The sequence below is a fragment of the Microvirga sp. BF8 genome, from assembly GCF_059888585.1.
Genome location: NZ_CM187619.1, coordinates 458,816 through 482,569, shown reverse-complemented (window position 1 = coordinate 482,569; position 23,754 = coordinate 458,816). Strand labels below are relative to the sequence as shown.

At 66.4% G+C, this 23,754-nt stretch carries 26 protein-coding genes; 18 read left to right on the top strand and 8 right to left on the bottom strand.

Annotated features, from left to right (window positions below):
- Nucleotides 1–47: 47 nt before the first annotated feature.
- A complete protein-coding gene (locus AC522E_RS02235) occupies nt 48–1,592 on the top strand; it encodes a YifB family Mg chelatase-like AAA ATPase (RefSeq protein ID WP_500748779.1) in 1,545 nt (514 codons plus the stop codon).
- 287 nt (nt 1,593–1,879) lie between these two features.
- Complete coding sequence (gene olsB / locus AC522E_RS02230; RefSeq protein WP_500750564.1) at nt 1,880–2,746, top strand: l-ornithine N(alpha)-acyltransferase; 867 nt, start codon at nt 1,880–1,882, stop codon at nt 2,744–2,746.
- Here the strand turns inward: olsB and AC522E_RS02225 are convergent.
- Together AC522E_RS02225 and queG are read right to left on the bottom strand one after the other, a co-directional pair.
- Nucleotides 2,734–3,609 carry an SDR family oxidoreductase gene (locus tag AC522E_RS02225; RefSeq protein WP_500748778.1) on the bottom strand — a complete coding sequence of 292 codons (876 nt, stop codon included), beginning with the start codon at nt 3,607–3,609 and terminating at the stop codon, nt 2,734–2,736. The genes olsB and AC522E_RS02225 overlap by 13 nt on opposite strands.
- The gene (queG, locus tag AC522E_RS02220) at nt 3,606–4,661 is read right to left on the bottom strand and encodes a tRNA epoxyqueuosine(34) reductase QueG (protein WP_500750563.1); all 1,056 of its coding nucleotides are present in this window, start codon (nt 4,659–4,661) and stop codon (nt 3,606–3,608) included. Before queG ends, AC522E_RS02225 begins: the two co-directional genes overlap by 4 nt.
- Between queG and AC522E_RS02215 the strand changes: the two genes are divergently transcribed.
- Entirely contained in the window at nt 4,614–4,748 is a 135-nt protein-coding gene (locus tag AC522E_RS02215) for a hypothetical protein (RefSeq protein ID WP_500750821.1), read from the top strand. The two genes, queG and AC522E_RS02215, sit on opposite strands and share 48 nt — an antisense overlap.
- Here the strand turns inward: AC522E_RS02215 and AC522E_RS02210 are convergent.
- Entirely contained in the window at nt 4,745–5,437 is a 693-nt protein-coding gene (locus tag AC522E_RS02210; RefSeq protein WP_500748777.1) for a glutathione S-transferase family protein, read from the bottom strand. The genes AC522E_RS02215 and AC522E_RS02210 overlap by 4 nt on opposite strands.
- Before the next feature lie 178 nt (nt 5,438–5,615).
- On the opposite strand from AC522E_RS02210, the gene AC522E_RS02205 reads away from it, so the two are divergent.
- Complete coding sequence (locus tag AC522E_RS02205) at nt 5,616–6,413, top strand: undecaprenyl-diphosphate phosphatase (RefSeq protein ID WP_500748776.1); 798 nt, start codon at nt 5,616–5,618, stop codon at nt 6,411–6,413.
- Here the strand turns inward: AC522E_RS02205 and AC522E_RS02200 are convergent.
- Complete coding sequence (locus AC522E_RS02200; protein WP_500748775.1) at nt 6,410–6,616, bottom strand: hypothetical protein; 207 nt, start codon at nt 6,614–6,616, stop codon at nt 6,410–6,412. The two genes, AC522E_RS02205 and AC522E_RS02200, sit on opposite strands and share 4 nt — an antisense overlap.
- A gap of 29 nt (nt 6,617–6,645) precedes the next feature.
- Nucleotides 6,646–7,431 (bottom strand): endonuclease III, encoded by a 786-nt coding sequence (gene nth / locus AC522E_RS02195; protein ID WP_500748774.1) that lies wholly within the window; start codon nt 7,429–7,431, stop codon nt 6,646–6,648.
- 20 nt (nt 7,432–7,451) lie between these two features.
- On the opposite strand from nth, the gene AC522E_RS02190 reads away from it, so the two are divergent.
- From AC522E_RS02190 to AC522E_RS02125, 14 genes are all read left to right on the top strand, one after another.
- Nucleotides 7,452–7,961, top strand: a complete 510-nt coding sequence (locus tag AC522E_RS02190) for a DUF2244 domain-containing protein (RefSeq protein ID WP_500748773.1) — start codon at nt 7,452–7,454, stop codon at nt 7,959–7,961.
- 864 nt (nt 7,962–8,825) lie between these two features.
- The gene (locus tag AC522E_RS02185) at nt 8,826–9,725 is read left to right on the top strand and encodes a methylated-DNA--[protein]-cysteine S-methyltransferase (protein ID WP_500748772.1); all 900 of its coding nucleotides are present in this window, start codon (nt 8,826–8,828) and stop codon (nt 9,723–9,725) included.
- 231 nt (nt 9,726–9,956) lie between these two features.
- Entirely contained in the window at nt 9,957–11,873 is a 1,917-nt protein-coding gene (gene dnaK / locus AC522E_RS02180; RefSeq protein ID WP_500748771.1) for a molecular chaperone DnaK, read from the top strand.
- 89 nt (nt 11,874–11,962) lie between these two features.
- A complete protein-coding gene (locus AC522E_RS02175; protein ID WP_500748770.1) occupies nt 11,963–12,148 on the top strand; it encodes a hypothetical protein in 186 nt (61 codons plus the stop codon).
- A gap of 1 nt (nt 12,149) precedes the next feature.
- Complete coding sequence (dnaJ, locus tag AC522E_RS02170) at nt 12,150–13,286, top strand: molecular chaperone DnaJ (protein ID WP_500748769.1); 1,137 nt, start codon at nt 12,150–12,152, stop codon at nt 13,284–13,286.
- Between the two features lie 65 nt (nt 13,287–13,351).
- On the top strand, nt 13,352–13,975 hold the full coding sequence (locus AC522E_RS02165; RefSeq protein WP_500748768.1) for a class I SAM-dependent methyltransferase: 624 nt from the start codon (nt 13,352–13,354) through the stop codon (nt 13,973–13,975).
- Nucleotides 13,976–13,983: 8 nt separating this feature from the next.
- The gene (gene pyrF, locus AC522E_RS02160; protein WP_500748767.1) at nt 13,984–14,715 is read left to right on the top strand and encodes an orotidine-5'-phosphate decarboxylase; all 732 of its coding nucleotides are present in this window, start codon (nt 13,984–13,986) and stop codon (nt 14,713–14,715) included.
- 51 nt (nt 14,716–14,766) lie between these two features.
- Nucleotides 14,767–15,057, top strand: coding sequence for a DUF1330 domain-containing protein (locus AC522E_RS02155; protein ID WP_500748766.1), 291 nt, complete (start codon nt 14,767–14,769; stop codon nt 15,055–15,057).
- The gene (locus AC522E_RS02150) at nt 15,057–15,362 is read left to right on the top strand and encodes a DUF1330 domain-containing protein (protein WP_500750562.1); all 306 of its coding nucleotides are present in this window, start codon (nt 15,057–15,059) and stop codon (nt 15,360–15,362) included. Before AC522E_RS02155 ends, AC522E_RS02150 begins: the two co-directional genes overlap by 1 nt.
- On the top strand, nt 15,359–15,880 hold the full coding sequence (locus AC522E_RS02145; protein WP_500748765.1) for a GNAT family N-acetyltransferase: 522 nt from the start codon (nt 15,359–15,361) through the stop codon (nt 15,878–15,880). The genes AC522E_RS02150 and AC522E_RS02145 overlap by 4 nt, the downstream gene beginning before the upstream one ends.
- A gap of 65 nt (nt 15,881–15,945) precedes the next feature.
- Nucleotides 15,946–16,752, top strand: a complete 807-nt coding sequence (gene dapB, locus AC522E_RS02140; protein ID WP_500750561.1) for a 4-hydroxy-tetrahydrodipicolinate reductase — start codon at nt 15,946–15,948, stop codon at nt 16,750–16,752.
- Nucleotides 16,753–16,784: 32 nt separating this feature from the next.
- Entirely contained in the window at nt 16,785–17,405 is a 621-nt protein-coding gene (locus AC522E_RS02135; protein ID WP_500748764.1) for a 2,3-bisphosphoglycerate-dependent phosphoglycerate mutase, read from the top strand.
- A gap of 244 nt (nt 17,406–17,649) precedes the next feature.
- The gene (locus AC522E_RS02130; RefSeq protein WP_500748763.1) at nt 17,650–18,270 is read left to right on the top strand and encodes an alpha-ketoglutarate-dependent dioxygenase AlkB family protein; all 621 of its coding nucleotides are present in this window, start codon (nt 17,650–17,652) and stop codon (nt 18,268–18,270) included.
- Between the two features lie 33 nt (nt 18,271–18,303).
- Nucleotides 18,304–19,242 carry a hypothetical protein gene (locus AC522E_RS02125; protein ID WP_500748762.1) on the top strand — a complete coding sequence of 313 codons (939 nt, stop codon included), beginning with the start codon at nt 18,304–18,306 and terminating at the stop codon, nt 19,240–19,242.
- On the opposite strand, the gene AC522E_RS02120 is transcribed toward AC522E_RS02125, so the two are convergent.
- From AC522E_RS02120 to AC522E_RS02110, 3 genes are all read right to left on the bottom strand, one after another.
- Nucleotides 19,239–19,880, bottom strand: coding sequence for a trimeric intracellular cation channel family protein (locus AC522E_RS02120; RefSeq protein ID WP_500748761.1), 642 nt, complete (start codon nt 19,878–19,880; stop codon nt 19,239–19,241). The two genes, AC522E_RS02125 and AC522E_RS02120, sit on opposite strands and share 4 nt — an antisense overlap.
- 278 nt (nt 19,881–20,158) lie before the next feature.
- Complete coding sequence (gene grpE, locus AC522E_RS02115) at nt 20,159–20,776, bottom strand: nucleotide exchange factor GrpE (protein WP_500748760.1); 618 nt, start codon at nt 20,774–20,776, stop codon at nt 20,159–20,161.
- A gap of 61 nt (nt 20,777–20,837) precedes the next feature.
- Complete coding sequence (locus tag AC522E_RS02110) at nt 20,838–23,588, bottom strand: [protein-PII] uridylyltransferase (protein ID WP_500748759.1); 2,751 nt, start codon at nt 23,586–23,588, stop codon at nt 20,838–20,840.
- Nucleotides 23,589–23,754 lie beyond the last annotated feature (166 nt).

Below are 23,754 nucleotides of genomic sequence, written 5' to 3'. Positions count from 1 at the left end.
TCGATATAGCATACGATAAGCTTCGCCTTTCACGGAGTTCCTGCCTGATGGTCATGCGCGTTTCAACTGTCGCCTTCGAAGGAATCGAAGCGCGCGCGGTCGATGTGCAGGTTCAGATCGCGGCGGGCAACGTGGCCTTCACCATAGTCGGACTTCCCGACAAGGCCGTTGCGGAATCCCGCGAGCGGGTGCGCTCCGCGCTGGTCGCGTCCGGCCTCGCCCTGCCCGCCAAGCGCATCACCGTCAACCTCGCTCCCGCCGACCTGCCGAAGGAGGGCAGCCATTTCGACCTGCCGATCGCCCTCGGCGTCATGGCGGCGATGGGCGCGATTCCGCCGGACGCCCTGAGCGGCTTCACGGTCCTCGGCGAACTGGCACTCGACGGATCGATCACCTCGGTCGCCGGCGTGCTGCCTGCCGCCATGGCGGCCTTCGAGCGGCAGCAGGGGCTGATCTGCCCCGCGGCCTGCGGCGCCGAGGCCGCCTGGGCCAGCAGCGACATCGAGATCCTGGCGCCGGAATCGCTGATCCAGCTCGCCAATCACTTCAAGGGCAGCCAGGTCATGGCGAGGCCAAAGCCGGCCATCATGCCCGTCTCGGGCACCTTGCCGGACCTCCGGGACATCAAGGGACAGGAGAGCGCCAAGCGGACCCTCGAGATCGCAGCGGCCGGAGCGCACAACCTCCTGATGTCCGGCCCGCCGGGCGCCGGCAAGTCCATGCTGGCCCAACGCCTGCCCTCCATCCTGCCGCCCCTCGCCCCGCGGGAACTGCTCGAACTCTCGATGATCCAGTCCGTGGCCGGGCTTCTGGCGAACGGAGCCTTGACGAATCGCCGCCCGTTCCGGGCGCCGCACCATTCGGCATCCATGGCCGCGCTCGTCGGCGGGGGCCTGAATGCCCGCCCTGGCGAGGCATCGCTCGCCCATCACGGCGTGCTCTTTCTCGATGAACTGCCGGAATTCCAGCCGCAGGTGCTCGATTCCCTGCGGCAGCCCCTCGAGGCGGGAGAGATCCTGATCGCCCGGGCGAATCACCGTGTCGCCTATCCGGCGCGCTTCCAGCTCGTGGCGGCGATGAATCCGTGCCGCTGCGGGCAGGCGACGGAGCCCGGGTTCGTCTGCCGGCGCCAGCCGAACGAGCGCTGCATGGCGCAGTACCAGGCCAGGATTTCCGGTCCGCTCCTCGACCGGATCGACCTCGTCATCGATGTCCCTGCGGTGACGGCGGCGGACCTGATCCTGCCACCCCCGGCGGAAGGCTCCGCCGAAGCGGCCGCCAGGGTCGCCGGCGCCAGGGAGCGGCAGGCCAGACGCTATGCCGCCCTGAAACTCGAAGGCGTCGCCACCAATGCCGCCTGCCCGCCGCCGGTTCTCGATGAGATCGCCCGGCCGGATCCCGAGGGCGCGTCGCTCATCCGTGACGCCGCGAATGCCATGCGCCTCTCGGCCCGCGGCTTTCACCGGGTCCTCAAGGTGGCGCGCACCCTCGCCGATCTCGACGGGGAGGAGCGCGTCCGTCGGATTCACATTGCAGAGGCCCTGTCCTACCGCGCATCCGCCGACAGACGCTCCACCGCAGCGCTGGCCTGAGGACTCGCCGACCTGCGGATTTCATGGGAATTGAGGCTTGGGGGCAGCATGACAGAAATATGGCAGGACCCTTGATAAGTCCCTCTCGATCCTCGATCTTCTCTGTCACAAAACCGTTCGAAATGAGTTTTATGTCTCAGCGCAAGGGAGCCGGCCCTCTCCAAGGCCCGCCCAATTCACTTCAATCGAACGAGGTCTCGATGACGTCTTCCCCCCTGAACGAAGCGCCGCTGACCCGTTTCGCTCCGCCGGCGCCCCTCTCGTCGCCGGAGCTCGGCGCGAAGGGCATGGCCAAGTTCATTCCGGGGCTGGGGAGGATTGTTCGCGACCACGGCACGCTGGATCCGGTCCTGGGTCGAATCGGATCGCTCGAAGTCCGCCTCGCCACGACGGCCAAGGAGATCCGCCGGGCGCAGAAGCTGCGCTTCAAGGTTTTCTACGAGGAGATGTCGGCCGCCCCAAACGCGCAGGCTCTGCTGTCCCGGCGCGATGTCGACGACTATGACGCCTGGTGCGACCACCTGCTCGTGCTCGATCATGACGTGAAGTCCAAGCCCTTCCGGCCCGGCAAGCCGCAGGTGGTCGGCACCTACCGCCTGCTCCGCCAGGAGGTGGCCGACCGCCACACGGGCTTCTACACGGCGGGCGAATACGACATCGCCCCGCTGGTCCAGTCCCATCCCGGCCTGCGTTTTCTCGAGCTGGGCCGTTCCTGCGTGCTCAAGCCCTATCGCAACAAGCGCACGGTCGAGCTCCTCTGGCACGGCATCTGGACTTACGTGCTGCATCACCGCATCGACGTGATGATCGGCTGCGCCAGCCTGGAGGGCACGGATCCGCAAAGCCTCGCCCTGCCGCTGAGTTTCCTGCACCATTACGCGTCCGCTCGGGACGAATGGCAGGCGAGCGCCCTGCCCGAGCGTTTCACGAAAATGGATCTCCTGCCCAAGGAGGCGGTCGATCCCAAGGCGGCGCTCCATGCCTTGCCGCCGATGATCAAGGGCTACCTGCGCCTTGGGGCCAGCTTCGGGCGCGGCGCCGTGATCGACCGTCAGTTCGGCACGACGGATGTGCTTGTCATCCTGCCCGTATCGGCCATCAATCCACGCTATATCGGCCATTTCGGACCGACGGCCAACCGTCACGCGACCTGAGCATATTCCCCGGCGGCGTAGAGCGCATCGAGACCCTCGCGATAGGTCGGATAGCGAAGCACGACGTCCAGCTCATCCTTGGCGAGACGGTTCGCGATCCGCTTGTTCTCGGCGTAGAAGCTGCGCGCCATGGGGCTTAGATCCGCCGCGTCGAAGGGTATCTCCGGTGGCGGATCGACACCGGCAAGGGCAGCCGCATAGGTCACCACATCCTGCGGCGGCGCCGGTTCGTCGTCGGCGACGTTGTAGATCGCCCCGGAGCGCGGGCGAGCGACGGAGGCGGCCAGAACGGCAGCGATGTCGTCCACATGGATCCGGTTGAACATCTGCCCCGGCTTGACGATGCGCTGGGCCGCGCCGCGCGCGAGGTTCGCCAGCGCGTTGCGCCCCGGCCCGTAGATCCCCGACAGACGGAAGATCTGAACCGGCCTCCGAATCTCGCGCCCCAGAGTAAGCCAGGCCTCCTCTGCAGCAAGGCGGCGCCGCGACGCCAGGCTTTGCGGGTTGGCCGGAACGGTTTCGTCGGTCCACGCCCCACCCCGGTCGCCATAGACCCCGGTGGTGGAGAGATAGCCGATCCAGGCGAGATGCGGGGCCGAGGCGAGAACATCCCGGAACCGGGCGAGCAGCGGATCCCCGGCCTCTGAAGGCGGCGCCGAGATCAGCAGCGCATCGGCTTGGCCGATTCCGCGCACCAGCTCCGCCTCGCTGCCTGGAAGGAAGGGGATGGCCGAGAGACCGTCTCTCCTGAGCCGGTCGGCCTTGTCCGCGCTCCGGACCGTTCCCGTTACGTCGGACCAGGCGATGCCGCTCCGGACGAAGGAAAGCGCCGTATAGCCGAGGCCGAAGACGAAAAGCCTCATGCGGCGCCCTCGCGGGGCGCCAGCGCCCGTTCCCATTCCGCGCGCACGTCCTCGTCCGCCTCCTGGTCCCGCCGCCCCGCCGCGTGGCGGGCAAGATCGGCCGGGCGCAGCAGTCGCGACAAGGCCCAGACGGCCATGGCGCGGATCAGGGGAGAGGCATCGTCGAGCAGGCGCACGGCCTCCTCGGCGAGGCGCCTGTCACCCGAATTGCCGATGGCGATGAGCACGTTGCGCAGGAAGCGGTCACGACCTGTCCGCTTGATGGGAGTCCCGGAGAACTGCGCACGGAAGGCGGCGTCATCCAGGCGGGAGAGTTCGGCGAGTGGGAGCGCCGCGAGGTCGTCCCTTTGAACGAGGCGTGCTTCGCTGGCCTTCTGCGCGAACTTGTTCCAGGGGCAGACCGCGAGGCAATCGTCGCAGCCGAAGATCCGGTTGCCGATGCCGGACCGCAGATCCACGGGGATGTGGCCCTTGTGCTCGATGGTGAGGTAGGAGATGCAGCGGCGCGCATCGAGCTGGTAGGGCGCAGGAAAAGCGTTGGTCGGGCAGATGTCGAGGCAGCGCCGGCAGGACCCGCAATGGTCGCGCTCCGGCGCGTCGGCAGGCAATTCCGCCGTGGTGAAGATCGCGCCGAGGAAGAGCCAGCTGCCGAATTCCCGCGATACGACGACGGTGTGCTTGCCCTGCCAGCCGAGGCCCGCGGCCTGGGCCAGGGGCTTTTCCATCACCGGGGCCGTATCGACGAAAACCTTGACGTCCGCACCGGCCTTCGCGGCGAGGAGGCCCGCGGCCTCCTTCAGCTTTCCCTTGATGACATCGTGGTAGTCCCGGTTGCGGGCATAGACCGAGATCGCGCCATGATCCGTCAGCGACAGGGCTGCGAGCGGATCTTCCGCCGGGCCGTAATTGAGGCCGAGCAGGATGACGCTCCGTACCTCGGGCCAGAGGGTCCGTGGGTCGGCGCGGCGCTCGGCCGTCTCGGCCATCCACGCCATGGAGCCGTGATGTCCCTCGGCAAGCCAGGCCTCGAGCCGTCCGGGCGCCAGCGGGATCGCATCCGGGCGGGCGACGCGGACGACATCGAAGCCGAGCCCACGGGCCCGGTCGACGAGAGCGCGCTTGAGGCCCTCGCCCTCTAGAAGTCCAGGTTGTCGTAGTGCTCCGACGGAGCCATGCCCGGCACGCGATCCGCCAGGAGCGCGCGGAATGACGGCCGGGACTTGATCCTGGCGTACCAATGCTTCGCTGTTTCGTCCTCGTCCCATGGCACGTCGCCGAGATAATCCACTATCGAGAGATGGGCCGCCGCCGCGAGATCCGCGTAGGTCAGTTGGTGACCCGCCAGCCAGTTCCGGGTTGCGATCAGGTACCCGATATATTTGAGATGGTATCGCACATTGGCTCGCGCCGCGCGAATCGCGCCCATGTCGGGCGGACCGCCGCCCAGTTCGGACGGCATGAAGCGCTTATAGATCTTTTCCGTGGCGAGATAATCGGAAACCTCGCCATGGAACTTGACCAGGAACCAGTCGAGCAGCCGGCGGACCTCGACCCGGTCGGCGGCTCCCCGAGGCAGGAAGCGGCGATCGGCGAGACTGTCTCCCCGCGTATCGTCGAGGTACTCCGCGATCACCGAGGGCCCTGGAACCGCCTGGCCGTCATCGTCGATGAACAGGGGCAGGTTACCCGCGGGATTGATTTCGAGCAGCGGGACCCGCCGCTCCCATGGCTTCTCCTCGATCATGTCCGCTTCCAGGCCCAATTCAGCCAGAATCAAGCGCACAAACCGCGAGTGCGGGCAAAAGGGATGATAATGGAGGATGGCCATGAACGTCTCAGACGCGAAACAGGCGGCGAGAATAAGGCCGCGTTTCGTTAAGGCCCGGTAAGGAATTTTGGTGAATCTCATGTCCCGTGCGCAGACGGCTTGCGCCGAGGGCGCAGGCTTCGCTTGACAGGGGCGGAGGCCCGCCTCCATCTGGCGCCGCTCTTTAGGATTTCCAACGATGTCGCAAATCATCGAGGCGCTGTTCCTGGGCCTCATCGAGGGCCTGACCGAATTCCTCCCGGTCTCCTCGACAGGCCACCTTCTGCTCGTCGGCCATTTCCTGGGATTCGAGTCCACCGGCAAGACCTTCGAGGTCCTGATCCAGCTCGGAGCGATCCTGGCGATCCTGTCGGTTTACTTCAACCGGCTCTGGGCCATCGCCAAGGCTCTGCCGTACGATCCGGGCGCACGCCGGTTCGTCATCGGCGTCCTCGTGGCCTTCCTGCCCGCCGCCCTGATCGGCGCCGCCCTCCACGGCTTCATCAAGGAGGTGCTGTTCGATCCGTGGATCGTCTGCATGACCCTGATCGCCGGCGGCTTCGTGCTGCTGATGGTGGACGCCATGCCGTTGAAGCCCGTCCATCACGATGCCACCAAGTTTCCCCTGCCGATGTATCTGAAGATCGGCTTTCTCCAGTGCCTTGCCATGATCCCCGGCGTATCGCGCTCGGGAGCGACCATCGTCGGCGCCATGATGCTCGGAGCCGACAAGCGCGCGGCGGCGGAGTTCTCCTTCTATCTCGCCATGCCGACCATGGCCGGCGCCTTCGCCTACGACCTCCTGAAGAACTACAAAATTCTCTCGGCCAACGACGCCTCGCTCATCATTGCCGGATTCGTGGCGGCCTTCCTGGCGGCCCTCGTCGTGGTGAAGACTTTCCTCGACTACATCTCGCGCCACGGCTTCGCCCCCTTCGCCTGGTGGCGGATCGTCGTTGGCGCCGCGGGCCTCGCCGGCCTGATCGTGTTCGGCTAGACCGAGCCGATGTCCGCACCCGGCGAAGTCCTGGCGGCGACGATCGCGGTCGTAACCGCTGTCGCGACCGTGCTGCTCGCCATCCTGATCGCCATGTCGGCCCCGCAGCCGGCGAGCCCAGGCGCCTCCTGCCAGGAATGGACCGACGGCTGCATCATCTGCAGTCGCAGGCCCGAGGGTGTCGCCTGCTCGACGCCTGGCATCGCCTGCTCGCGCGGTCCGTTCCAGTGCCTCAGGCGGTGATGTGCCGCCCTGCGACGGGCGCCGGCGTCTTGTCCGGATAGCGGCAGAGATCCGCGATCGGGCAACGCCAGCATTCCGGCCTGCGCGCCTTGCAGACATAGCGCCCATGAAGGATCAGCCAGTGGTGGGCATGAAGCCGGAACTCGTCCGGCACCCGGGCTTCGAGGGCCACCTGCGTCTCGAGGGGAGTTCTGGTGACCGCGAGGGGAATGCGGTTCGCGACGCGGAAGATATGCGTGTCGACGGCGATGCGCGGGTCGCCGAAGGCGATGTTGACCACGACGCTCGCGGTCTTGCGGCCGACGCCCGGAAAGGTCTCGAGGATCTCGATGGAATCCGGCACCTTGCCGCCGAACTCCTCCACGAGCCGCTTGGAAAAGGCGATGACGTTCTTCGCCTTGGTGTTGAAGAAGTTAAGCGTCTTGATCCGTTCGCGCAGGCCCTCTTCGCCGAGCGCCAGCATCTTTTCGGGCGTGTCGGCGATCGGGAACAGGCCGCGGGTCGCCTTGTTCACACCGACATCCGTCGACTGGGCTGAAAGCGCCACCGCCACGAGGAGCGTATAGGGATTGGTATGTTCGAGCTCGCCCTTCGGCTCCGGGCTGAGATCGCGGAAGCGGCGAAAGATTTCGACCAGGACGTCCCGATCGACCGGCTTCGGCGCGCGGGAACGGGCTGTCCTGCCGGACTGCTTCGGAACGGATGCCACCGCCGGCGCGGCCGGCCCTGCTCTGGATTTGGAAATGCGGCGGGTTGACCGCTTCAGATCGGACATGATTGCGTTATAATGACGAGATGCAAAGCGGCAAAGCGGCATTCGAAGTCATGGAGCGGCTGGAGCGGCCCGTCTTCGAGGCCGTGATCCGGCCGCATCGGTCGCTCGGCCCGCAGGGCTTCCGGATCGTGATGATCCTCCTCTGTCTTACGTCCATCATCGCAAGCCTGCCTTTCCTGTATCTGGGCTTCTGGCCCGTTGCCGGATTCTTTGGCCTCGACGTCCTCGGGCTCTATCTCGCCCTCCGAATCAACAACCGGCACGGACAATCCTTCGAGATCCTGGTCCTGACGCCCATCCGTTTGCTGCTCAAGAAGGTCAGCGATCGTGGCGAGGTCCGCGAATGGCGGTTCAATCCGCTCTGGACCCGCCTCGACCGGCGGGACGACGACGAATACGGCCTCCAGGAACTGTCGCTCATCTCCCGTGGCCAGCATGTGGTGATCGCCCGGGACCTGTCTCCGCCCGAGCGGGAAAGCTTTGCGAAGGCTTTCGGCCGGGCCCTGTCGGACGTGAAGCGCGGTCTGTGAAACCGCCACGCCGCTTCGGCCTCCGGGCTTGGTGGCCCGGAGGGGAAGCAGGCTCGAGGGGGGCGCGGTGTCGGCTCCGGCTCGGGTGGGATGGGAGTGAAGCGAAGAGCCGAAGCGTCATCGCGCACGGTTCGTTGCGGCGGACAGGCGGCGCAGGGCTGGCCTGCTGCCCGGCGCGGACACCGCTGTTCGCGACAGCGGGCGGCGGCGGACCAACCGGCAGCCCCGGGCACAGCCTGGGCCCCCCGCCCGGCAAAGGCGGCGTGACCTTGCCTGCGGGACCGTTCCCACCGCCACACCAGCGACGCCTCGCGCGCGCGCCCCTCGCTGCGGCGGGACAGGTCATGATATAGCCTAGCTTGAGCGGGGTGTCAAGAACAAAGACGGAACATCGGCCGCTGACGCTCCCCGCCGCCGTCCTTCCGGCACAGCGCATCGCGCCGGGCCCGACCCGGGGGACGCCAACCGCTGAGGTTTCAGAAGGAGGGCTATGGTTGCCGTCGCGCTCCATCCGCAACCGTTGGCGGTGATGGGTTGCGGGCTCCCCTTCGCGGCCCCATGACAGTGCGGGGAGATAAGTGCGCCCGTCGCGTTTCTGGATGAGCTGTCATTCCGGATGGCCGAAGGCCAGTCCGGAACCCATCACCGCTGCCAGTGCCGAAGGAACAGCCGCGGAGATCACCACGCGCGATCCTGCCCCGCTGGTGGCGATGGGTTCCGGGCCCAGCGTGATGCGCTGTCCCGGAATGACAGCGGCGGTACGGCTCCGCGCCGCATGGGGACGAAAGCATCATTCCCCCGGCACAGGAAACGGGTGTCCGGGCCCGTCCGGATGCCTATGATGGCGGACAAAGGATCACGCCCATGCTGAACACATTGCGCGACATCACCATCGAGCCCGCCGCCTTCGACCTCGTGCCGGACGCGCCGCATTCCGACTACGAGCGGGTTCGCTCCATCATCGCCTTTATTTCCGAGCGCTGGCGCGAGCAGCCTTCCCTCGAGGCCATCGCAGAGCATGTGGGTCTGTCGACGACCCATGTGCACCACCTCTTCCGCCGCTGGGCGGGCCTGTCGCCGAAGGCCTTTCTCCAGGCGATCACCCTGGACAATGCCAAGGCCCTGCTGGCCTCCTCCGCCAGCGTTCTCGACACGACCTACGAGCTCGGCCTGTCGGGGCCGGCCCGCCTCCACGATCTCTTCGTGACGCACGAAGCGATGACCCCGGGCGACTACAAGGCGGGCGGAGCCGGGCTCACCATGCGGTTCGGCTTCCATCCGTCCCCGTTCGGCGAGGCCGTGCTGGTCGCCACCGAGCGGGGTCTCGCCGGGCTGGGATTCGTCGACGATGGCGACCGCCGGGCGGCACTGGCGGATCTGCAACGGCGCTGGCCGAAGGCGGACTATGTCGAGGATCACATGGCGACCGCGCCGCTCGCGGGCCGGATCTTCGACCCGGCCCGGTGGCAGGAGGAACGGCCGCTGCGGGTCGTCCTCATCGGCACCGATTTCGAGGTCCGGGTCTGGCAGACGCTGCTGCGCATTCCCCGCGACCGGGCGACGACCTATTCCGATATCGCCCGGCATATCGGCAGCCCCAAGGCCTGCCGGGCCGTAGGGGCGGCCGTCGGGCGGAACCCTGTATCCTTCGTCGTCCCCTGCCACCGGGTGCTCGGCCGCTCGGGCGCGCTCACCGGCTACCACTGGGGCCTGACCCGCAAGCAGGCGATCCTCGGATGGGAGGCGGGGCTCCAGCAAGCGTAGCCTCCTGAGCCTGTTCGCTTATGGCAGGATTGCAACACTGAGGTCCGGAGACGGCGAAGAGCGGGGGCCATCCGCTCATCGTCGTCTTGCGGCGTTTGAAACCCCTTCTTATATCAGCGCCAGTACAGGGGGCAGCCGGCTACGGATGCACCCTGTCCATGTTCAACCCATAAGCCATGGGCCGGGCCGCTTCGGGGCTCGGCGGTCTGCTTGAAAGTGAGGGATCCCGCCATGGGTAAGGTCATCGGTATCGACCTCGGCACCACCAATTCCTGCGTCGCCGTGATGGAAGGCTCGCAGGCCAAAGTCATCGAGAATGCGGAAGGCGCGCGGACGACCCCGTCCATCGTGGCCTTCACGGACGAAGGCGAGCGCCTCGTCGGCCAGCCGGCCAAGCGCCAGGCGGTCACGAATCCGGAGCGCACCTTCTTCGCCATCAAGCGCCTGATCGGACGCACCTTCGACGATCCCATGACCAAGAAGGACATGGGCCTCGTTCCCTACCACATCATCAAGGGTCCGAACGGCGACGCCTGGGTCGAAGCCGACGGCAAGCAATATTCTCCCTCCCAGATCTCCGCCTTCATTCTTCAGAAGATGAAGGAGACTGCAGAGGCTCATCTCGGCCAGCCTGTGACGCAGGCCGTGATCACGGTTCCTGCCTATTTCAACGACGCTCAGCGCCAGGCGACCAAGGATGCGGGCAAGATCGCCGGCCTCGAGGTGCTGCGCATCATCAACGAGCCGACGGCAGCCGCCCTCGCCTATGGCCTCGACAAGAAGCAGCACGGCACTATCGCGGTCTATGACCTCGGCGGCGGCACCTTCGACGTGTCGATCCTCGAGATCGGCGACGGCGTCTTCGAGGTGAAGTCCACGAACGGCGACACGTTCCTCGGCGGCGAAGACTTCGACATGCGCCTCGTCGAATACCTGGCCTCCGAGTTCAAGAAGGAGCAGGGCATCGACCTGACGAAGGACAAGCTCGCGCTCCAGCGCCTCAAGGAGGCTGCCGAGAAGGCGAAGATCGAGCTGTCCTCCGCGCAGCAGACCGAAATCAACCTGCCCTACATCACTGCGGATGCGACAGGTCCCAAGCACCTCGCGCTGAAGCTTTCCCGCGCCAAGTTCGAGTCGCTCGTCGACGATCTGGTGCAGAAGACCGTCGAACCCTGCCGCAAGGCCCTCAAGGATGCCGGCGTCTCCGCCGGCGAGATCGACGAGGTGGTCCTGGTCGGCGGCATGACCCGCATGCCGAAGATCCAGGAAGTCGTGAAGGCGTTCTTCGGCAAGGAGCCCCATAAGGGCGTGAACCCGGACGAGGTGGTCGCCATCGGCGCCGCTGTCCAGGCCGGCGTCCTGCAGGGCGACGTGAAGGACGTGCTGCTTCTCGACGTGACGCCGCTGTCGCTCGGCATCGAGACGCTGGGTGGCGTCTTCACCCGCCTGATCGACCGCAACACGACGATCCCGACCAAGAAGAGCCAGGTCTTCTCCACCGCCGAGGACAACCAGAACGCGGTGACGATCCGGGTCTTCCAGGGCGAGCGCGAAATGGCCGCGGACAACAAGCTGCTCGGCCAGTTCGACCTGATGGGGATTCCCCCGGCGCCGCGCGGCATGCCGCAGATCGAAGTGACCTTCGACATCGATGCCAATGGCATCGTCAACGTCACGGCGAAGGACAAGGCCACCAACAAGGAGCAGCAGATCCGCATCCAGGCGTCGGGCGGTCTCTCGGAGGCCGATATCGACAAGATGGTGAAGGATGCCGAGGCCCATGCCTCGGAGGACAAGAAGCGCCGCGAACTGGTCGAGACCAAGAACCAGGGCGAAAGCCTGGTCCACACCACGGAGAAGTCGCTGAAGGATTACGGCGACAAGGTTTCGGAATCCGACAAGCAGGGTATCGAAACCGCCATCGACGCGCTCCGCCAGGCGCTCGCCGGCGAGGACGTGGAGACCATCAAGGCCCGCACCACGGACCTGATGCAGGCCTCCATGAAGCTCGGCGAAGCCATGTACCAGGCCTCTCAGGCGGCCGGTGAAGGCGGCGAGCAGGCCGCCGGCGAGGAGCCGAAGAAGGACGATGTCATCGACGCCGACTTCCAGGAAGTCGACGACGACGACAAGAAGAAGCGCGCCTGATCCATGGCCGCGTCTTGAAGAATTCGGCACCCGGTGTTTCCTCGCCGGGTGCCGTTTTCATGAACGGGCTGGAAAGGCTTGAACCAAGAATGACCGACTTGCCGACCGATATCCGTGGCACCCGGCACAAAGAGGCCGCCGGCGTATTCGACCGTCCGACAATGGCCCGTGGGCGCGACCGCGTCCTCCGGGCAGAAACGACGACGACGCTGGAAACGGGAGCGCGACGGATGCGCGGCATGATGGAGCGGCCGGCCGCTCCAAGGGGCGCCTGACATGTCGAAACGCGATTATTACGAGGTGCTCGGCGTCTCGCGGACCTGCACCGAGGGTGAGATGAAATCCGCCTTCCGCAAGCTCGCGATGCAATATCACCCGGACCGCAACCCGGGCGATCACGAGGCCGAGATCAAGTTCAAGGAAATCAACGAGGCCTATCAGACCCTTTCCGACGGCCAGAAGCGCGCCGCCTACGATCGCTACGGCCACGCGGCTTTCGCCAATGGCGGCGGAGGCGGGCCCGGCTTCGGCAACGACTTCTCCGACTTCATGTCGGACATCTTCGAGAATTTCTTCGGCGAGACGCGGGGGCGCGGCGGACGCAGCAGCAGCGGCCGCGAGCGCGGCGCCGACATGCGCTACAATCTCGAGATCAACCTCGACGAGGCCTTCCACGGCAAGACCGCCGAATTGAAGATCCCGACCTCCGTCACCTGCGAGGTCTGCGCCGGCAGCGGCGCCAAGGCAGGCTCCCAGCCCAAGTCCTGCCCCACCTGCGGCGGCGCGGGCCGCGTGCGCGCCACCCAGGGGTTCTTCTCCATCGAGCGGACCTGCCCCAACTGCCATGGCCGCGGCGAGGTGATCGACGACCCCTGCCCCAATTGCGGCGGTGCCGGCCGGACCACCAAGGAACGGACCCTGTCGGTCAACATTCCGGCGGGCGTGGAGGACGGCACGCGCATCCGCCTGGCGGGCGAGGGCGAGGCCGGCCTGCGCGGCGGACCGGCGGGTGATCTCTACATCTTCCTGTCGATCAAGCCCCACCCCTTCTACCAGCGCGACGGGGCCGACCTGTTCTGCCGGGTTCCGATTTCCATGGTCACGGCGGCGCTCGGCGGCGAGTTCAGCGTCCCGACGCTCAGCGGCAGCGACGCCCAGGTCAAAGTCCCCGAGGGGACGCAGTCGGGCAAGCAGTTCCGCCTCCGGGGCAAGGGCATGCCGGTACTGCGCTCGCGGGATGTGGGCGACCTCTACATCCAGGTTGTTGTGGAAACGCCGCAGAAACTCAGCAAGCGCCAGCGCGAGCTCCTCATGGAGTTCGATCAGGAATGTTCCAAGGAAAATCACCCGGAAAGCGCCGGCTTCTTCTCCCGCGTGCGGGAATTCTTCGACGGGTTGAGTGGATCCACTTAGCTTGACGGTCGTTTTCATTGAGATCTAAAGAACCAGATCGATCCGCGGCTTGAAGGGTCTGCCCCGTGCTCCAGTCGTTTCAACGGCCTCGTCCCCGAAAACTGCCTCTCGGCAAGGACCGCTTTCAAGACGAAGCCCGCTTTCTGCGATCCTGGCTCGAGCGCCCTCTCGTCGTGGGTGCGGTGACTCCGTCCGGCAAGGCCCTGGCACGGACCATGGCGGCCTATGTGGATCCGCGCATCCCCGGCCCGATCCTGGAGCTCGGTCCTGGCACGGGACCGGTGACCGATGCCCTCGTGCGGCGCGGCGTGGCGCAGGACCGGCTCATTCTGGTCGAGTTCAATCCGGAATTCTGCCAGCTCCTGAAGCGCCGTTTTCCCAAGGCGACGATCGTCCAGGGCGACGCCTACGATCTCGGCGACACCCTGTCGGGCATCCTCACCGAACCCGCCGCCGCGACCGTGTCCAGCCTGCCCCTGTTCACCAAGCCGATGGACCAGCGTCTGGATCTTCTGGAGGCGGCGCAGGGCATGATGCATGCCGACGCCCCCTTCATCCAGTTCACCTATGCGGTCGTGCCGCCGATTCCGGCCCGCTCGCAGGCCTATCGCACCCGCGCCTCCAACCGGATCTGGCGCAATCTCCCCCCGGCCCGCGTCTGGGTCTACAACAAGGTCACCCGTCCATGAGCACCGCCATGTCCTTTCACACGGAATCCATACCGGTGGGGGACATGCGTGACAGATTGATCATTGGACTCGACGTATCCTCCGTCGAGGAGGCCCGCACGATCGTCGGGCGGATCGGGGATGCGGGGACATTCTACAAGATCGGCTATCAGCTCGCCTATGCGGGCGGCTTCGAGCTGGCGCGGGAGCTGATCGCCGAGGGCAAGAAAGTCTTTCTCGATCTCAAGCTGCACGACATCGCCAACACCGTGGAGCAGGGCGTGCGCTCGGTGGCGAAGCTCGGCGCGACGCTCCTGACGGTCCATGCCTATCCGCAGACCATGCGGGCCGCGGTCGCGGGCAAGGCCGGCTCGTCCCTCAAGATCCTCGCCGTCACCGTGCTGACCTCCTACGACGACAGCGACCTGGTCGAGGCTGGGTATGTGCCCGTCCCGGCCGCCGAACTCGTCGCCCGCCGCGCGGCGCAGGCCCGCGATATCGGTGTCGACGGTATCGTCTGTGCCGCCACGGAAGCGGCCCGCGTCCGCGAGATCCTCGGCCCCGACCGCCTCATCGTCACGCCGGGCATCCGCCCCGCGGGCGCGGAGGCCGGGGACCAGAAGCGCGTTGTCACCCCGGCGGATGCGATCCGGGCCGGCGCGACCCATCTCGTCGTCGGCCGTCCCGTCGTGAAGGCCGCCGATCCGCGCGCCGCGGCCCAGGCCATTCTCGCCGAGATGAACGCCGCACGCCCCGCTTGACGTTGCGCCACCCGCGGCGTCCCCTGCACCACCACCATCGAGGAAAACTCCATGCCCAAAGGCTATGTCATCGCCCGCGTTACCGTGACGAATCCCGAGGCCTATGCGGAATATGCCAAGGGCGCCTCGGAGGCGATCCGCAAATACAATGGCCGCCCCCTCGTGCGCGGCGGCGCCCATGAGGCCCTGGAGGGTGAGGCGCGGCCCCGCAACGTGGTGATCGAATTCGAGTCGATGGAGCAGGCGAGGCGCTATTACAATTCGCCCGAATATCAGGCCGCCAAGGCCCATCGCGACGGCGCCTGCTTCGCGGAATTCGTTCTCGTCGAAGGAGCGGAATGATGGCCAAGGGGTACTGGATCGGCCGCGTCGACGTCACCAATCCCGACGCCTACCAGAACTATGTCCGCGCCAATGCGGCGGCCTTCGCCAAATTCGGAGCGCGCTTCCTCGTGCGCGGCGGTCCGTTCAAGGCCGTCGAGGGCGCAGCGCGGGCCCGCAATGTGGTGATCGAATTCCCGTCTTACGAGGCCGCGCTCGCCTGCTGGGATTCCCCCGAATACCAGGCGGCCAAGGCGGAGCGGGACGGCCATGCGGTCGCCGAGATCCTCGTCATCGAAGGGTATGACGGGCCGCAGCCCGCATGACGGATCCGGCCTATCGCGTTCGACGGAGCCGGCCGGGCGATGTCTCGCGCCTCGCAGACATCGAGCGCTCCGCCGCCGTGGTCTATTTCGAAGCCCTCGGAGAACCGACGGATATCCCGGAGGTCACGCCCTCCGGGACCTTGCAGGCCTGCCACGATGCGGGCCTGCTGTGGGTCGCCGCCGACCGGCACGACGAACCGGTCGGCTTCCTCGCCGCGGAGACCATCGCGGGTTCCCTGTTCGTGAGGGAGATGAGCGTCCATCGGGACCATCAGCGCAGGGGGATCGGGCGGCTGCTGATGCAACTCGCCATGGACCATGCCGCCAGGGAGGCTTGCACCGGAATCACGCTGACGACGGACCGGTTCATCGCCTTCAACGCGCCATTTTACGCGAGACTCGGTTTCGTGGAGTTGCCGCTCCATCAAGCCCATCAAAGCCTCAGGCTGCTGTTCGACCATGAGATCGCCAGCGGCTTCGATCCGAGGCGGCGGATCCTCATGGTCAGGCCGATCTGAGCTTTGCACGTCATGGCCGTACCGCTATACCCAGACCGACTGGAGGAGACTTGGGCATGAGCGAGATGCGACTTGTCGTGGTCGGTGCGGCCGGGCGCATGGGGCGCATGCTCATCAAGGCGGTGGCGGAAGCGGAGGGCTGCCGCCTCGTCGGCGCCATCGCAAGACCCGGCTCCGATATCGTCGGCCACGATGCGGGGCTCATTGCCGGGACGGGCCTTCTCGACATCGACGTGACGGATGACCCCCTCCCCGTCTTTGCCCAGGCCGACGGCGTGCTGGATTTCACGACACCGGCTGCGAGCGTCGGTTTTGCCGCCCTCGCGGCCCAGGCGCGGATCGTCCACGTGATCGGCACGACCGGCCTTCAGGACCCCGACTTCGCGAAACTCGAAGCGGCGGCGCGGCATGCGCGGATCATCCAGTCCGGCAACATGTCGCTCGGTGTGAATCTCCTTGCCGGACTGGTGCGCCAGGCGGCAGCGGCCCTCGGCGAGGATTTCGATATCGAAATCCTCGAAATGCACCACCGCATGAAGGTGGATGCTCCGTCCGGGACGGCTCTCCTGCTCGGGGAGGCGGCGGCCCGGGGCCGCGGGATTTCGCTGAGGGATCATTCGGTGCGAAGCCGGGACGGTCATACGGGTGCGCGCCGCACCGGCGACATCGGCTTCGCGGCCCTGCGCGGCGGCACGGTCGTCGGAGATCACAACGTCACGTTCGCCGGCTCCGGCGAACGCGTGGAACTGGTACACCGGGCCGAGGACCGGGGCATTTTCGCCCGCGGCGCCGTGAAGGCCGCCCTCTGGGGCTTCGACAAGAAGCCCGGCTATTACACGATGGCCGATGTCCTCGGCCTCGATTCCCTCTAACGACCATCCCCTCGATCCGGAGACGCAGATTCATGAACCGCCTTCTCGTCCTTGCCCGCCATGGCCAGAGTGACTGGAACCTCAAGAACCTCTTTACCGGCTGGAAGGACCCGGGCCTTACGGATCTCGGCGTCAAGGAGGCGCGGGAAGCAGGCCGGCGCCTGAAGGCCCTGGGGATCCAGTTCGATATCGCCTTCACCTCCGACCTGTCGCGCGCCCAGCGGACCTGCGACCTGATCCTCGAGGAGATCGGCCAGCCCGGCCTCGAGACCATCCGGGACCAAGCCCTGAACGAGCGCGACTATGGCGACCTGTCGGGACTCAACAAGGACGATGCGCGCGCGAAATGGGGCGAGGAACAGGTCCATCTCTGGCGCCGCTCCTACGACGTACCCCCGCCCGGCGGCGAAAGCCTGAAGGATACCGTTGCCCGCGTGCTGCCCTACTATGTGAGCGAGATCCTGCCGCATGTGATGCGCGGCGAGCGCGTGCTGGTCGCGGCCCACGGCAATTCCCTGCGCGCCCTCGTGATGGTCCTCGACAGGCTGACGCCGGAGACGATCCCCTCCATGGAACTCGCGACCGGGATCCCCCTGGTCTATACCCTCAAGGCGGATACGACGGTCGAGGACAAGAAGGTGCTCGCGGCCTGACCCTATGTCTCTGTGAAGGGCCGCCAGCGCCGCCATTGTCGTTCCGGGACAGCCCGGAGCGCTGGGCCCCGACCCGATAACCGCCGGCGCTGAGGACAGGATATGGCGGCTGTCGCTGCTCCATTCCCGTGACGCTTCCGGCTTGTGGGTTCGGGGCTAACGCGACCCCGGGATGACAAACGGTCTCTTGACCCCCGGTCCCGGAGACGGGAACGATGGCGCATCATCTCGTCCCCGAGGCCCCATGTCTGCCATCACCCTCGCCCCCGGCCTCACCTATCATCCGGATTACCTGGACCGTCCGGCCCAGGAGCGATGGCTCAAGGCCGTGCGGGAGGTGACCCGCGCCGCGCCGCTCTACACGCCGCGCATGCCGCGCACCGGCAAGCCGTTCTCCGTGCGCATGACCAATTGCGGCCGCCTCGGCTGGGTCTCGGACGAACGAGGCTACCGCTACCAGCCGGCCCATCCGGAGACGGGCGCGCCCTGGCCGGCGATCCCCGAGCCGATCCTGGCGGCCTGGGGGGCGCTGAGCGGCTATCCGCATCTGCCCGATGCCTGCCTGATCAATTTCTACTCCCCTGGGGCCCGCATGGGCATGCACCAGGACAAGGACGAGGAGGAGCTTGCCGCCCCCGTGGTGTCGCTCTCGCTCGGGGATACGGCGCTGTTCCGCTATGGCGGGCTCGACCGCAAGGACCCGACCCGCTCGATCCGGCTGAGATCGGGTGACGCGATCGTGTTCGGCGGACCCGCGCGGCTGATCCATCACGGGATCGACCGGCTGCTGGCCGAGACCTCGGACCTGCTGCCGCAGGGCGGGCGACTCAATCTCACCTTGCGCAAGGTCGAGAAGCCGCTTTAAGCGTGGAGACTGGGAATGTTCGGAGAATCCTCGATGAAAGGTTTCGCTGTCGCCGCCTTCGGGCTCGCCCTGTCGTTCCAGGCGGCCCTCGCCGCCGAGCCGATCTTTCCACCCGCGTCGCGGGTCGGGCTCGTACCGCTCGAGGACATGGTGCCGTCGAAGCGCTTCACGGGATTCGAGAATCCCCAGAAGGCGGCTGCCATCAGCATCACCGAACTGCCGCCCCAGGCCTATGAGCAGGTCGTGGCCGGGATGACCAAGGAATCGCTGCGCCGGCAGGGCCTGGATGTCGTGTCGCGGGAGAAGCTCAATCTCGCCGGCACATCCGGCCTGCTCGTCTCCGGCGCCATGACCGGTGCCGTCAAGGGGCGCAAATGGGTGCTGGCGCTCAAGGGATCCGATCTGACGGCCCTTCTCGTCGCGGAGGTCGAGGGCGGCGAGGACGGATACAGCGAGGCCGCGGTGCGGGCGGCGTTGAAGAGCGTGGCGCTGCGTGGCCCGGTGTCCCTCGAGGAACAGATCTCGGCCCTGCCCTTCCGGATCCGCGACAAGGCGGGATTCCGCCCGGTGCGGGTCACTTCGGGAAATTCGGTCCTGCTGACCGAGGGCCCCAAGGACACGATCAAGGCTGTGGAACAGCCGATCCTCATCCTCGCCGCCTCCCAGGCCCCGGCACCGCAATCCGCGGAACGGCGGGACCAGTTCGCCCAGGCAGCCCTCAATGCGAACCAGATTCTCAAGGAGGTCGCCATCGAGCGCTCGGAATCGTTCCGGCTGCAGGGGCAGGACTGGCACGAGATCGTGGCACGGGCGAAGGAGGCTGCTTCCGGCGAGCCGGTGGTCGTCATGCAGACGATCCGCTTCGACAACGGTCGCTACGTACGGATGGTCGGCCTGACGAGGATCGCCGACCGGCGGACCTATCTGCCGCGCTTCCGCCAGGTGATCGATGGCGTCGAGACGATGTTCTAGTCCCCGCCACGCTGCGGGAAAGCCGGCAGGGACCAGCCACGCAGGATCGCCAGCGCCCGGAGACCGAGAGCGGCGACAAAGCCCGCCGCAGCACTGGCGAAGGGTGAAATACCCACGGCCTGGAGGCTCACCATGACGCCGGCGCCCAGAGCCGCCGCGGTGACGTAGATTTCCTTTCGCAGCACCAGCGGCGTCGTTCCGGCCAGGATATCCCGGATAATGCCGCCGAAGGTCGCGGTGATGGTGCCGAGGGCCACGGCCGAAAGGGCCGGAGCGCCGGCCGCCAGAGCCTTGCCGGTGCCGCCGACCGCGAAGAGCGCCAGACCGACAGCATCGGCCCAGAGCAGGGCCCGCCCCCGCCGCCCGCCATCCAAGGCCGCGACGCGGCGCGGCCCGAGGGCGAAGACGATTCCGGCCACCAGAAGGCAGACGAGCACGTCCCGAGGATCGCCCACCCAGAAGACAGGGCGTGTCCCGATCAGCAGGTCCCGCAGGGTCCCGCCGCCCACGCCCGTCACCGTTGCGAGAAGGGCAAAGCCGAATGGGTCCATTCCCTTTCGAGCGCCCACCAGGGCGCCCGTGAGCGCAAACACGCCGACCCCGATCGCTTCAAAGGGAATGCTGCTGACGAAGCCCATCGGGGCGCGCTCTCGATCGCGAAGGTTCTTGTCACCGCGGGAGATGCGGCAGCCGATTGTAGAACACGATGCTCCGGCGTGGGAACAGCCGTCATTCCCGGGCGCGTGAAGCGAGAGCCCGACCCGAAGGGCCACGCGGAGCGGGGGACCCCATCACCGCGACGGTGCAGAACAGAGCGCGCGACGGCTGCCGTAGGGCTTCATCCTGAACCGCTGGTGCCCATGGGTTCCGGCCTGGCCCAGAGGGCCGTCCCGGAATGACGAAGGATGAGAGACCGTCAGGAGGCCGCGGAGGGATTATCGGCTTCCTGGGCGCCGTTGCCGGTGGCCTTCGGCCCGCCCTTGGCCACGCCCACGAGAGCCGGGCGCAGCACCCGGTCGCCGATGACGTAGCCGGACTGGACGACCTGGACGACGGTGCCGTTCGGCACATCGGGATTGGGAACCTCGAACATGGCCTGATGGACGTGCGGATCGAACTTCTGGCCCTGGGGATCGAGCTTCTTCACTCCATGGCGCTCAAGCGTCTTGAGCAGGTCGCGCTCGGTGAGGTCGATGCCTTCGATCAGCCCCTTGAAGGCGCCGTCGGCAGAATTCCGGCTCTCCTCGGGCACGCTTTCCATGGCCCGACGCACGTTGTCGGCCACGTTGAGCATGTCCCGGGCGAAATTGGTAACCGCATAGGAGCGGGCATCGGCAACCTCGCGCTCGGTGCGCCGACGCAGGTTCTCCATGTCGGCCATCAGGCGCAACATCTTGTCCTTCAGGTCGGCCTTCTCGGCCTCGAGAACGGCCACCGGATCGGGAGATGCCTGAGGAGCGGCGTCGTTGGCGGCTTCGCCATTCGGCTCGGCCTGCGGCGTCGTATTCTGGTTTTCCGTGTCTTGCGGCTTCATCGTCAATCTACTGAGATGGGAAAAGGGGTCGGGCCACATATCAGGTCGCCGGGGCCACAAATCAAGCGCTGCGGCGCTGTCCCGTGTCCGTTTCCTCCGCTTTGAAGACGTCGAGCAGGGTCCGGCGGATCGAGGCCTGGCGGCCGGCATGAGTAACCTTGGTTCCCGTCAGGTCGGTGACATAGAACACGTCCACGGCCTTTTCGCCGAACGTGACGATATGGGCGGAGGCGATATTGAGGTTGAGCTTCCCCAGGGCCGTGGTGAGATCGTAAAGCAAGCCCGGCCGGTCGAGACCGGACACCTCGATCACCGTCTGGCGGCTCGACAGGGAGTTGTCGATGGAGACTTCCGGCGCGAGCTGGAAGGTCCGGGAGCGCTCCTTGGCGGGCCGCTTGCCATCGACGAGATCGGCAATCCTCACCTCCCCTTTCAGGGCCCGCTCGATGGCGGTTGCGACCCGCTCCGCCCGGCGCAGTTCGTCCTCGTCACGGTCGAAGGCCCGGGACAGGACGATGGTGTCCAGGGCCATGCCGTCCGTCGTGGTGAAGATCTGCGCATCGACGATGTTGCCCCCCGCCGCCGCGCAGGCGCCGGTGATGATCGCGAGCAGGCGCGGATGGTCCGGCGAGAGGATGGTGAATTCCGTCACGCCGCGGAACTCGTCGGTCTCGTAGGCCGTCGTCACGGTCCGCCCCGCCTTGTCCGACGCCCTGACGAAATGCGCCTGCCTCACCCGCCGCGCCTCATCGGTCTTGAGCCAGTAGGCCGGCGCATGCCGGGCGGCATAGGCATCGAACTCTTCCTGCGTCCAGTCGGGAAGCGCGGCGCGAAGCTCCTCCTGAGCGAGGCGGATGCGATCGGAGCGGGCCATGTCGGCGGCGCCACCGCCGAGCAGCACTTCGGTCTCATGGTAGAGATTGCGCAGGAGCTGCCCCTTCCAACCGTTCCATACCCCCGGCCCGACCGCCTTGATATCGGCGATCGTGAGCATATGGAGCAGCTTGAGGCGTTCCATGGTCTGGACCGTCTCGGCAAAGGCCTTGATCGTGGCCGGATCGGACAGGTCGCGGCTCTGCGCGGTGTTGGATGCCAGCAGATGGTGCTCGATGAGCCAGGCGACCGTATCCGTTTCGGAATCGGTCAGCCCGAAGCGTGGTCCGAGCTTGCGCGCGATGACGGCGCCCGCGGCCGAGTGGTCCTCCGGCCGCCCCTTGGCGATGTCGTGCAGGAAGACCGCCACGTACAGGGCACGGCGATTGTGGATCGTGTTCGCGATCTGCATCGCGAGAGGATGATCCCCGTCACCCTTGCCGCTCTCGATCTCCGTGAGCACGCCAATGGAGCGGATGAGATGCTCGTCGACCGTATAATGGTGGTACATGTTGAACTGCATCATTGCCACGATGCGGCCGAAATCGGGGATGAAGCGCCCGAGGACTCCGGCCTCGTTCATCAGCCGCAGCACCACCTCCGGAGCGTTCCTCGACGTCAGGATGTCGAGAAACATCCGGTTCGCCTCCCGGTCGTTGCGCAAGGTCGGGCCGATCCGCGACAGCGACCGCGTGGCGAGACGCGTCGCATCCGGATGAATGGGCAGGTTGTGCCGGTCGGCGAGCCAGAAAAGCCTGATGAGATTGACCGGATCACGATCGAATGCATCCTCCGTCCGAAGGTTGATGCGGTTGTTGTCGATGACGAAGGCCTCGTTTTCGAGAGCACCGCCGCGGCGGCGGCGGAAGCGTCCGAACATGCGGTCGAGCACAGGGCGCTTCTTCGCCTGGCGTGCTTCGAGCTCGGCGCAGACGATGGCGGTGAGATCGCCGACATCCTTCGCAATGCGAAAATAGGCTTTCATGAACCGCTCGACACCGGAGAGACCACCTCGCCCCGCAAATCCGATACGTTCCGCGATGATGCGCTGCAGATCGAATGTCAGGCGCTCCTCGGCGCGACCCGTTGCGAAATGCAGATGGCAGCGCACGCGCCACAGAAACTCCTCGCAACGCGCAAAGAGCCTGAACTCCTCCGGCGTGAAGAGACCGGCCTTCACCAGCTCCTCGGGCTCGCGCACGCGATAGACGTATTTCGCGATCCAGAAGAGGGTGTTGAGATCGCGCAGACCGCCCTTGCCATCCTTCACATTGGGCTCGACGAGATAGCGCGACGCGCCCGCCTTCGCGACGCGGGCATCCCGCTCCTTCAGCTTCGCATCCACGAATTCCGCGGCGGAAGACGCGACGATTTCCCGATCGAAGCGCGTGATCAGGTCGTCGTAGAGAGCTCCGTCGCCGAAGATGAAACGCGCTTCGAGAAGCGACGTGCGGATCGTCATGTCCGCCGTGCCTTCCCGCAGGCATTCGTCAACGGAACGGGTGGCGTGCCCGACCTTCAGCTTCAGATCCCAGAGGACGTAGAGCATCGCCTCCACGACGCTCTCGCTCCACGCGGTTTTCTTGTACGGAAGCAGGAACAGAAGATCGACGTCGGAGCCGGGCGCCAGGGTCCCGCGCCCATAGCCTCCCGTCGCGACGACGGCGAGGCGCTCGGCGGCCGACGGGTTGTCGGCCGGATAGAGATGCCGGACCACCGCCTCGTGGACGAGGCGCACCAGATCATCCATCCGATCCGACAGGTAGCGGGCGCAGGCGAGCCCGTTCCCCTTCTCGAGGAGGCGGGCTTCGGCGGTGGCCCGGATTCCGTCGAGGTAGAGCCTGAGTTCCGGGACCAGCCTCGACCGCAACTCGGTGGCATCGCGGAGCGGGATAGCGCCCAGATGGGGAAGGACGGCATCGAGACTGGGATTGGCCATGAGCGGACCTTGGAGCGACCTTGGAGCGGACCCTGTTCACTCTTCCGCTTATCACCTTGCTGGCCCCTCGCCCATCGGTTCCCGCCGCCTGCATCGCCGCAGCGTTCTTTTTAAACTGCGACGTTTGACAAAAGAAACGATCCGATCCTATAAAAAGGACACGCGC

Coding starts and splice junctions, on each gene's coding strand:
- AC522E_RS02235 (WP_500748779.1), top strand. CDS start 48: ATGGTCATGCGCGTTTCAACTGTCGCCTTCGAAGGAATCGAAGCGCGC.
- olsB (WP_500750564.1), top strand. CDS start 1,880: ATGGCCAAGTTCATTCCGGGGCTGGGGAGGATTGTTCGCGACCACGGC.
- AC522E_RS02225 (WP_500748778.1), bottom strand. CDS start 3,609: ATGAGGCTTTTCGTCTTCGGCCTCGGCTATACGGCGCTTTCCTTCGTC.
- AC522E_RS02215 (WP_500750821.1), top strand. CDS start 4,614: ATGTCCCTCGGCAAGCCAGGCCTCGAGCCGTCCGGGCGCCAGCGGGAT.
- AC522E_RS02210 (WP_500748777.1), bottom strand. CDS start 5,437: ATGGCCATCCTCCATTATCATCCCTTTTGCCCGCACTCGCGGTTTGTG.
- AC522E_RS02205 (WP_500748776.1), top strand. CDS start 5,616: ATGTCGCAAATCATCGAGGCGCTGTTCCTGGGCCTCATCGAGGGCCTG.
- AC522E_RS02200 (WP_500748775.1), bottom strand. CDS start 6,616: ATGCCAGGCGTCGAGCAGGCGACACCCTCGGGCCTGCGACTGCAGATG.
- nth (WP_500748774.1), bottom strand. CDS start 7,431: ATGTCCGATCTGAAGCGGTCAACCCGCCGCATTTCCAAATCCAGAGCA.
- AC522E_RS02190 (WP_500748773.1), top strand. CDS start 7,452: ATGCAAAGCGGCAAAGCGGCATTCGAAGTCATGGAGCGGCTGGAGCGG.
- AC522E_RS02185 (WP_500748772.1), top strand. CDS start 8,826: ATGCTGAACACATTGCGCGACATCACCATCGAGCCCGCCGCCTTCGAC.
- dnaK (WP_500748771.1), top strand. CDS start 9,957: ATGGGTAAGGTCATCGGTATCGACCTCGGCACCACCAATTCCTGCGTC.
- AC522E_RS02175 (WP_500748770.1), top strand. CDS start 11,963: ATGACCGACTTGCCGACCGATATCCGTGGCACCCGGCACAAAGAGGCC.
- dnaJ (WP_500748769.1), top strand. CDS start 12,150: ATGTCGAAACGCGATTATTACGAGGTGCTCGGCGTCTCGCGGACCTGC.
- pyrF (WP_500748767.1), top strand. CDS start 13,984: ATGTCCTTTCACACGGAATCCATACCGGTGGGGGACATGCGTGACAGA.
- AC522E_RS02155 (WP_500748766.1), top strand. CDS start 14,767: ATGCCCAAAGGCTATGTCATCGCCCGCGTTACCGTGACGAATCCCGAG.
- AC522E_RS02150 (WP_500750562.1), top strand. CDS start 15,057: ATGGCCAAGGGGTACTGGATCGGCCGCGTCGACGTCACCAATCCCGAC.
- AC522E_RS02145 (WP_500748765.1), top strand. CDS start 15,359: ATGACGGATCCGGCCTATCGCGTTCGACGGAGCCGGCCGGGCGATGTC.
- dapB (WP_500750561.1), top strand. CDS start 15,946: ATGCGACTTGTCGTGGTCGGTGCGGCCGGGCGCATGGGGCGCATGCTC.
- AC522E_RS02135 (WP_500748764.1), top strand. CDS start 16,785: ATGAACCGCCTTCTCGTCCTTGCCCGCCATGGCCAGAGTGACTGGAAC.
- AC522E_RS02130 (WP_500748763.1), top strand. CDS start 17,650: ATGTCTGCCATCACCCTCGCCCCCGGCCTCACCTATCATCCGGATTAC.
- AC522E_RS02125 (WP_500748762.1), top strand. CDS start 18,304: ATGAAAGGTTTCGCTGTCGCCGCCTTCGGGCTCGCCCTGTCGTTCCAG.
- AC522E_RS02120 (WP_500748761.1), bottom strand. CDS start 19,880: ATGGGCTTCGTCAGCAGCATTCCCTTTGAAGCGATCGGGGTCGGCGTG.
- grpE (WP_500748760.1), bottom strand. CDS start 20,776: ATGAAGCCGCAAGACACGGAAAACCAGAATACGACGCCGCAGGCCGAG.
- AC522E_RS02110 (WP_500748759.1), bottom strand. CDS start 23,588: ATGGCCAATCCCAGTCTCGATGCCGTCCTTCCCCATCTGGGCGCTATC.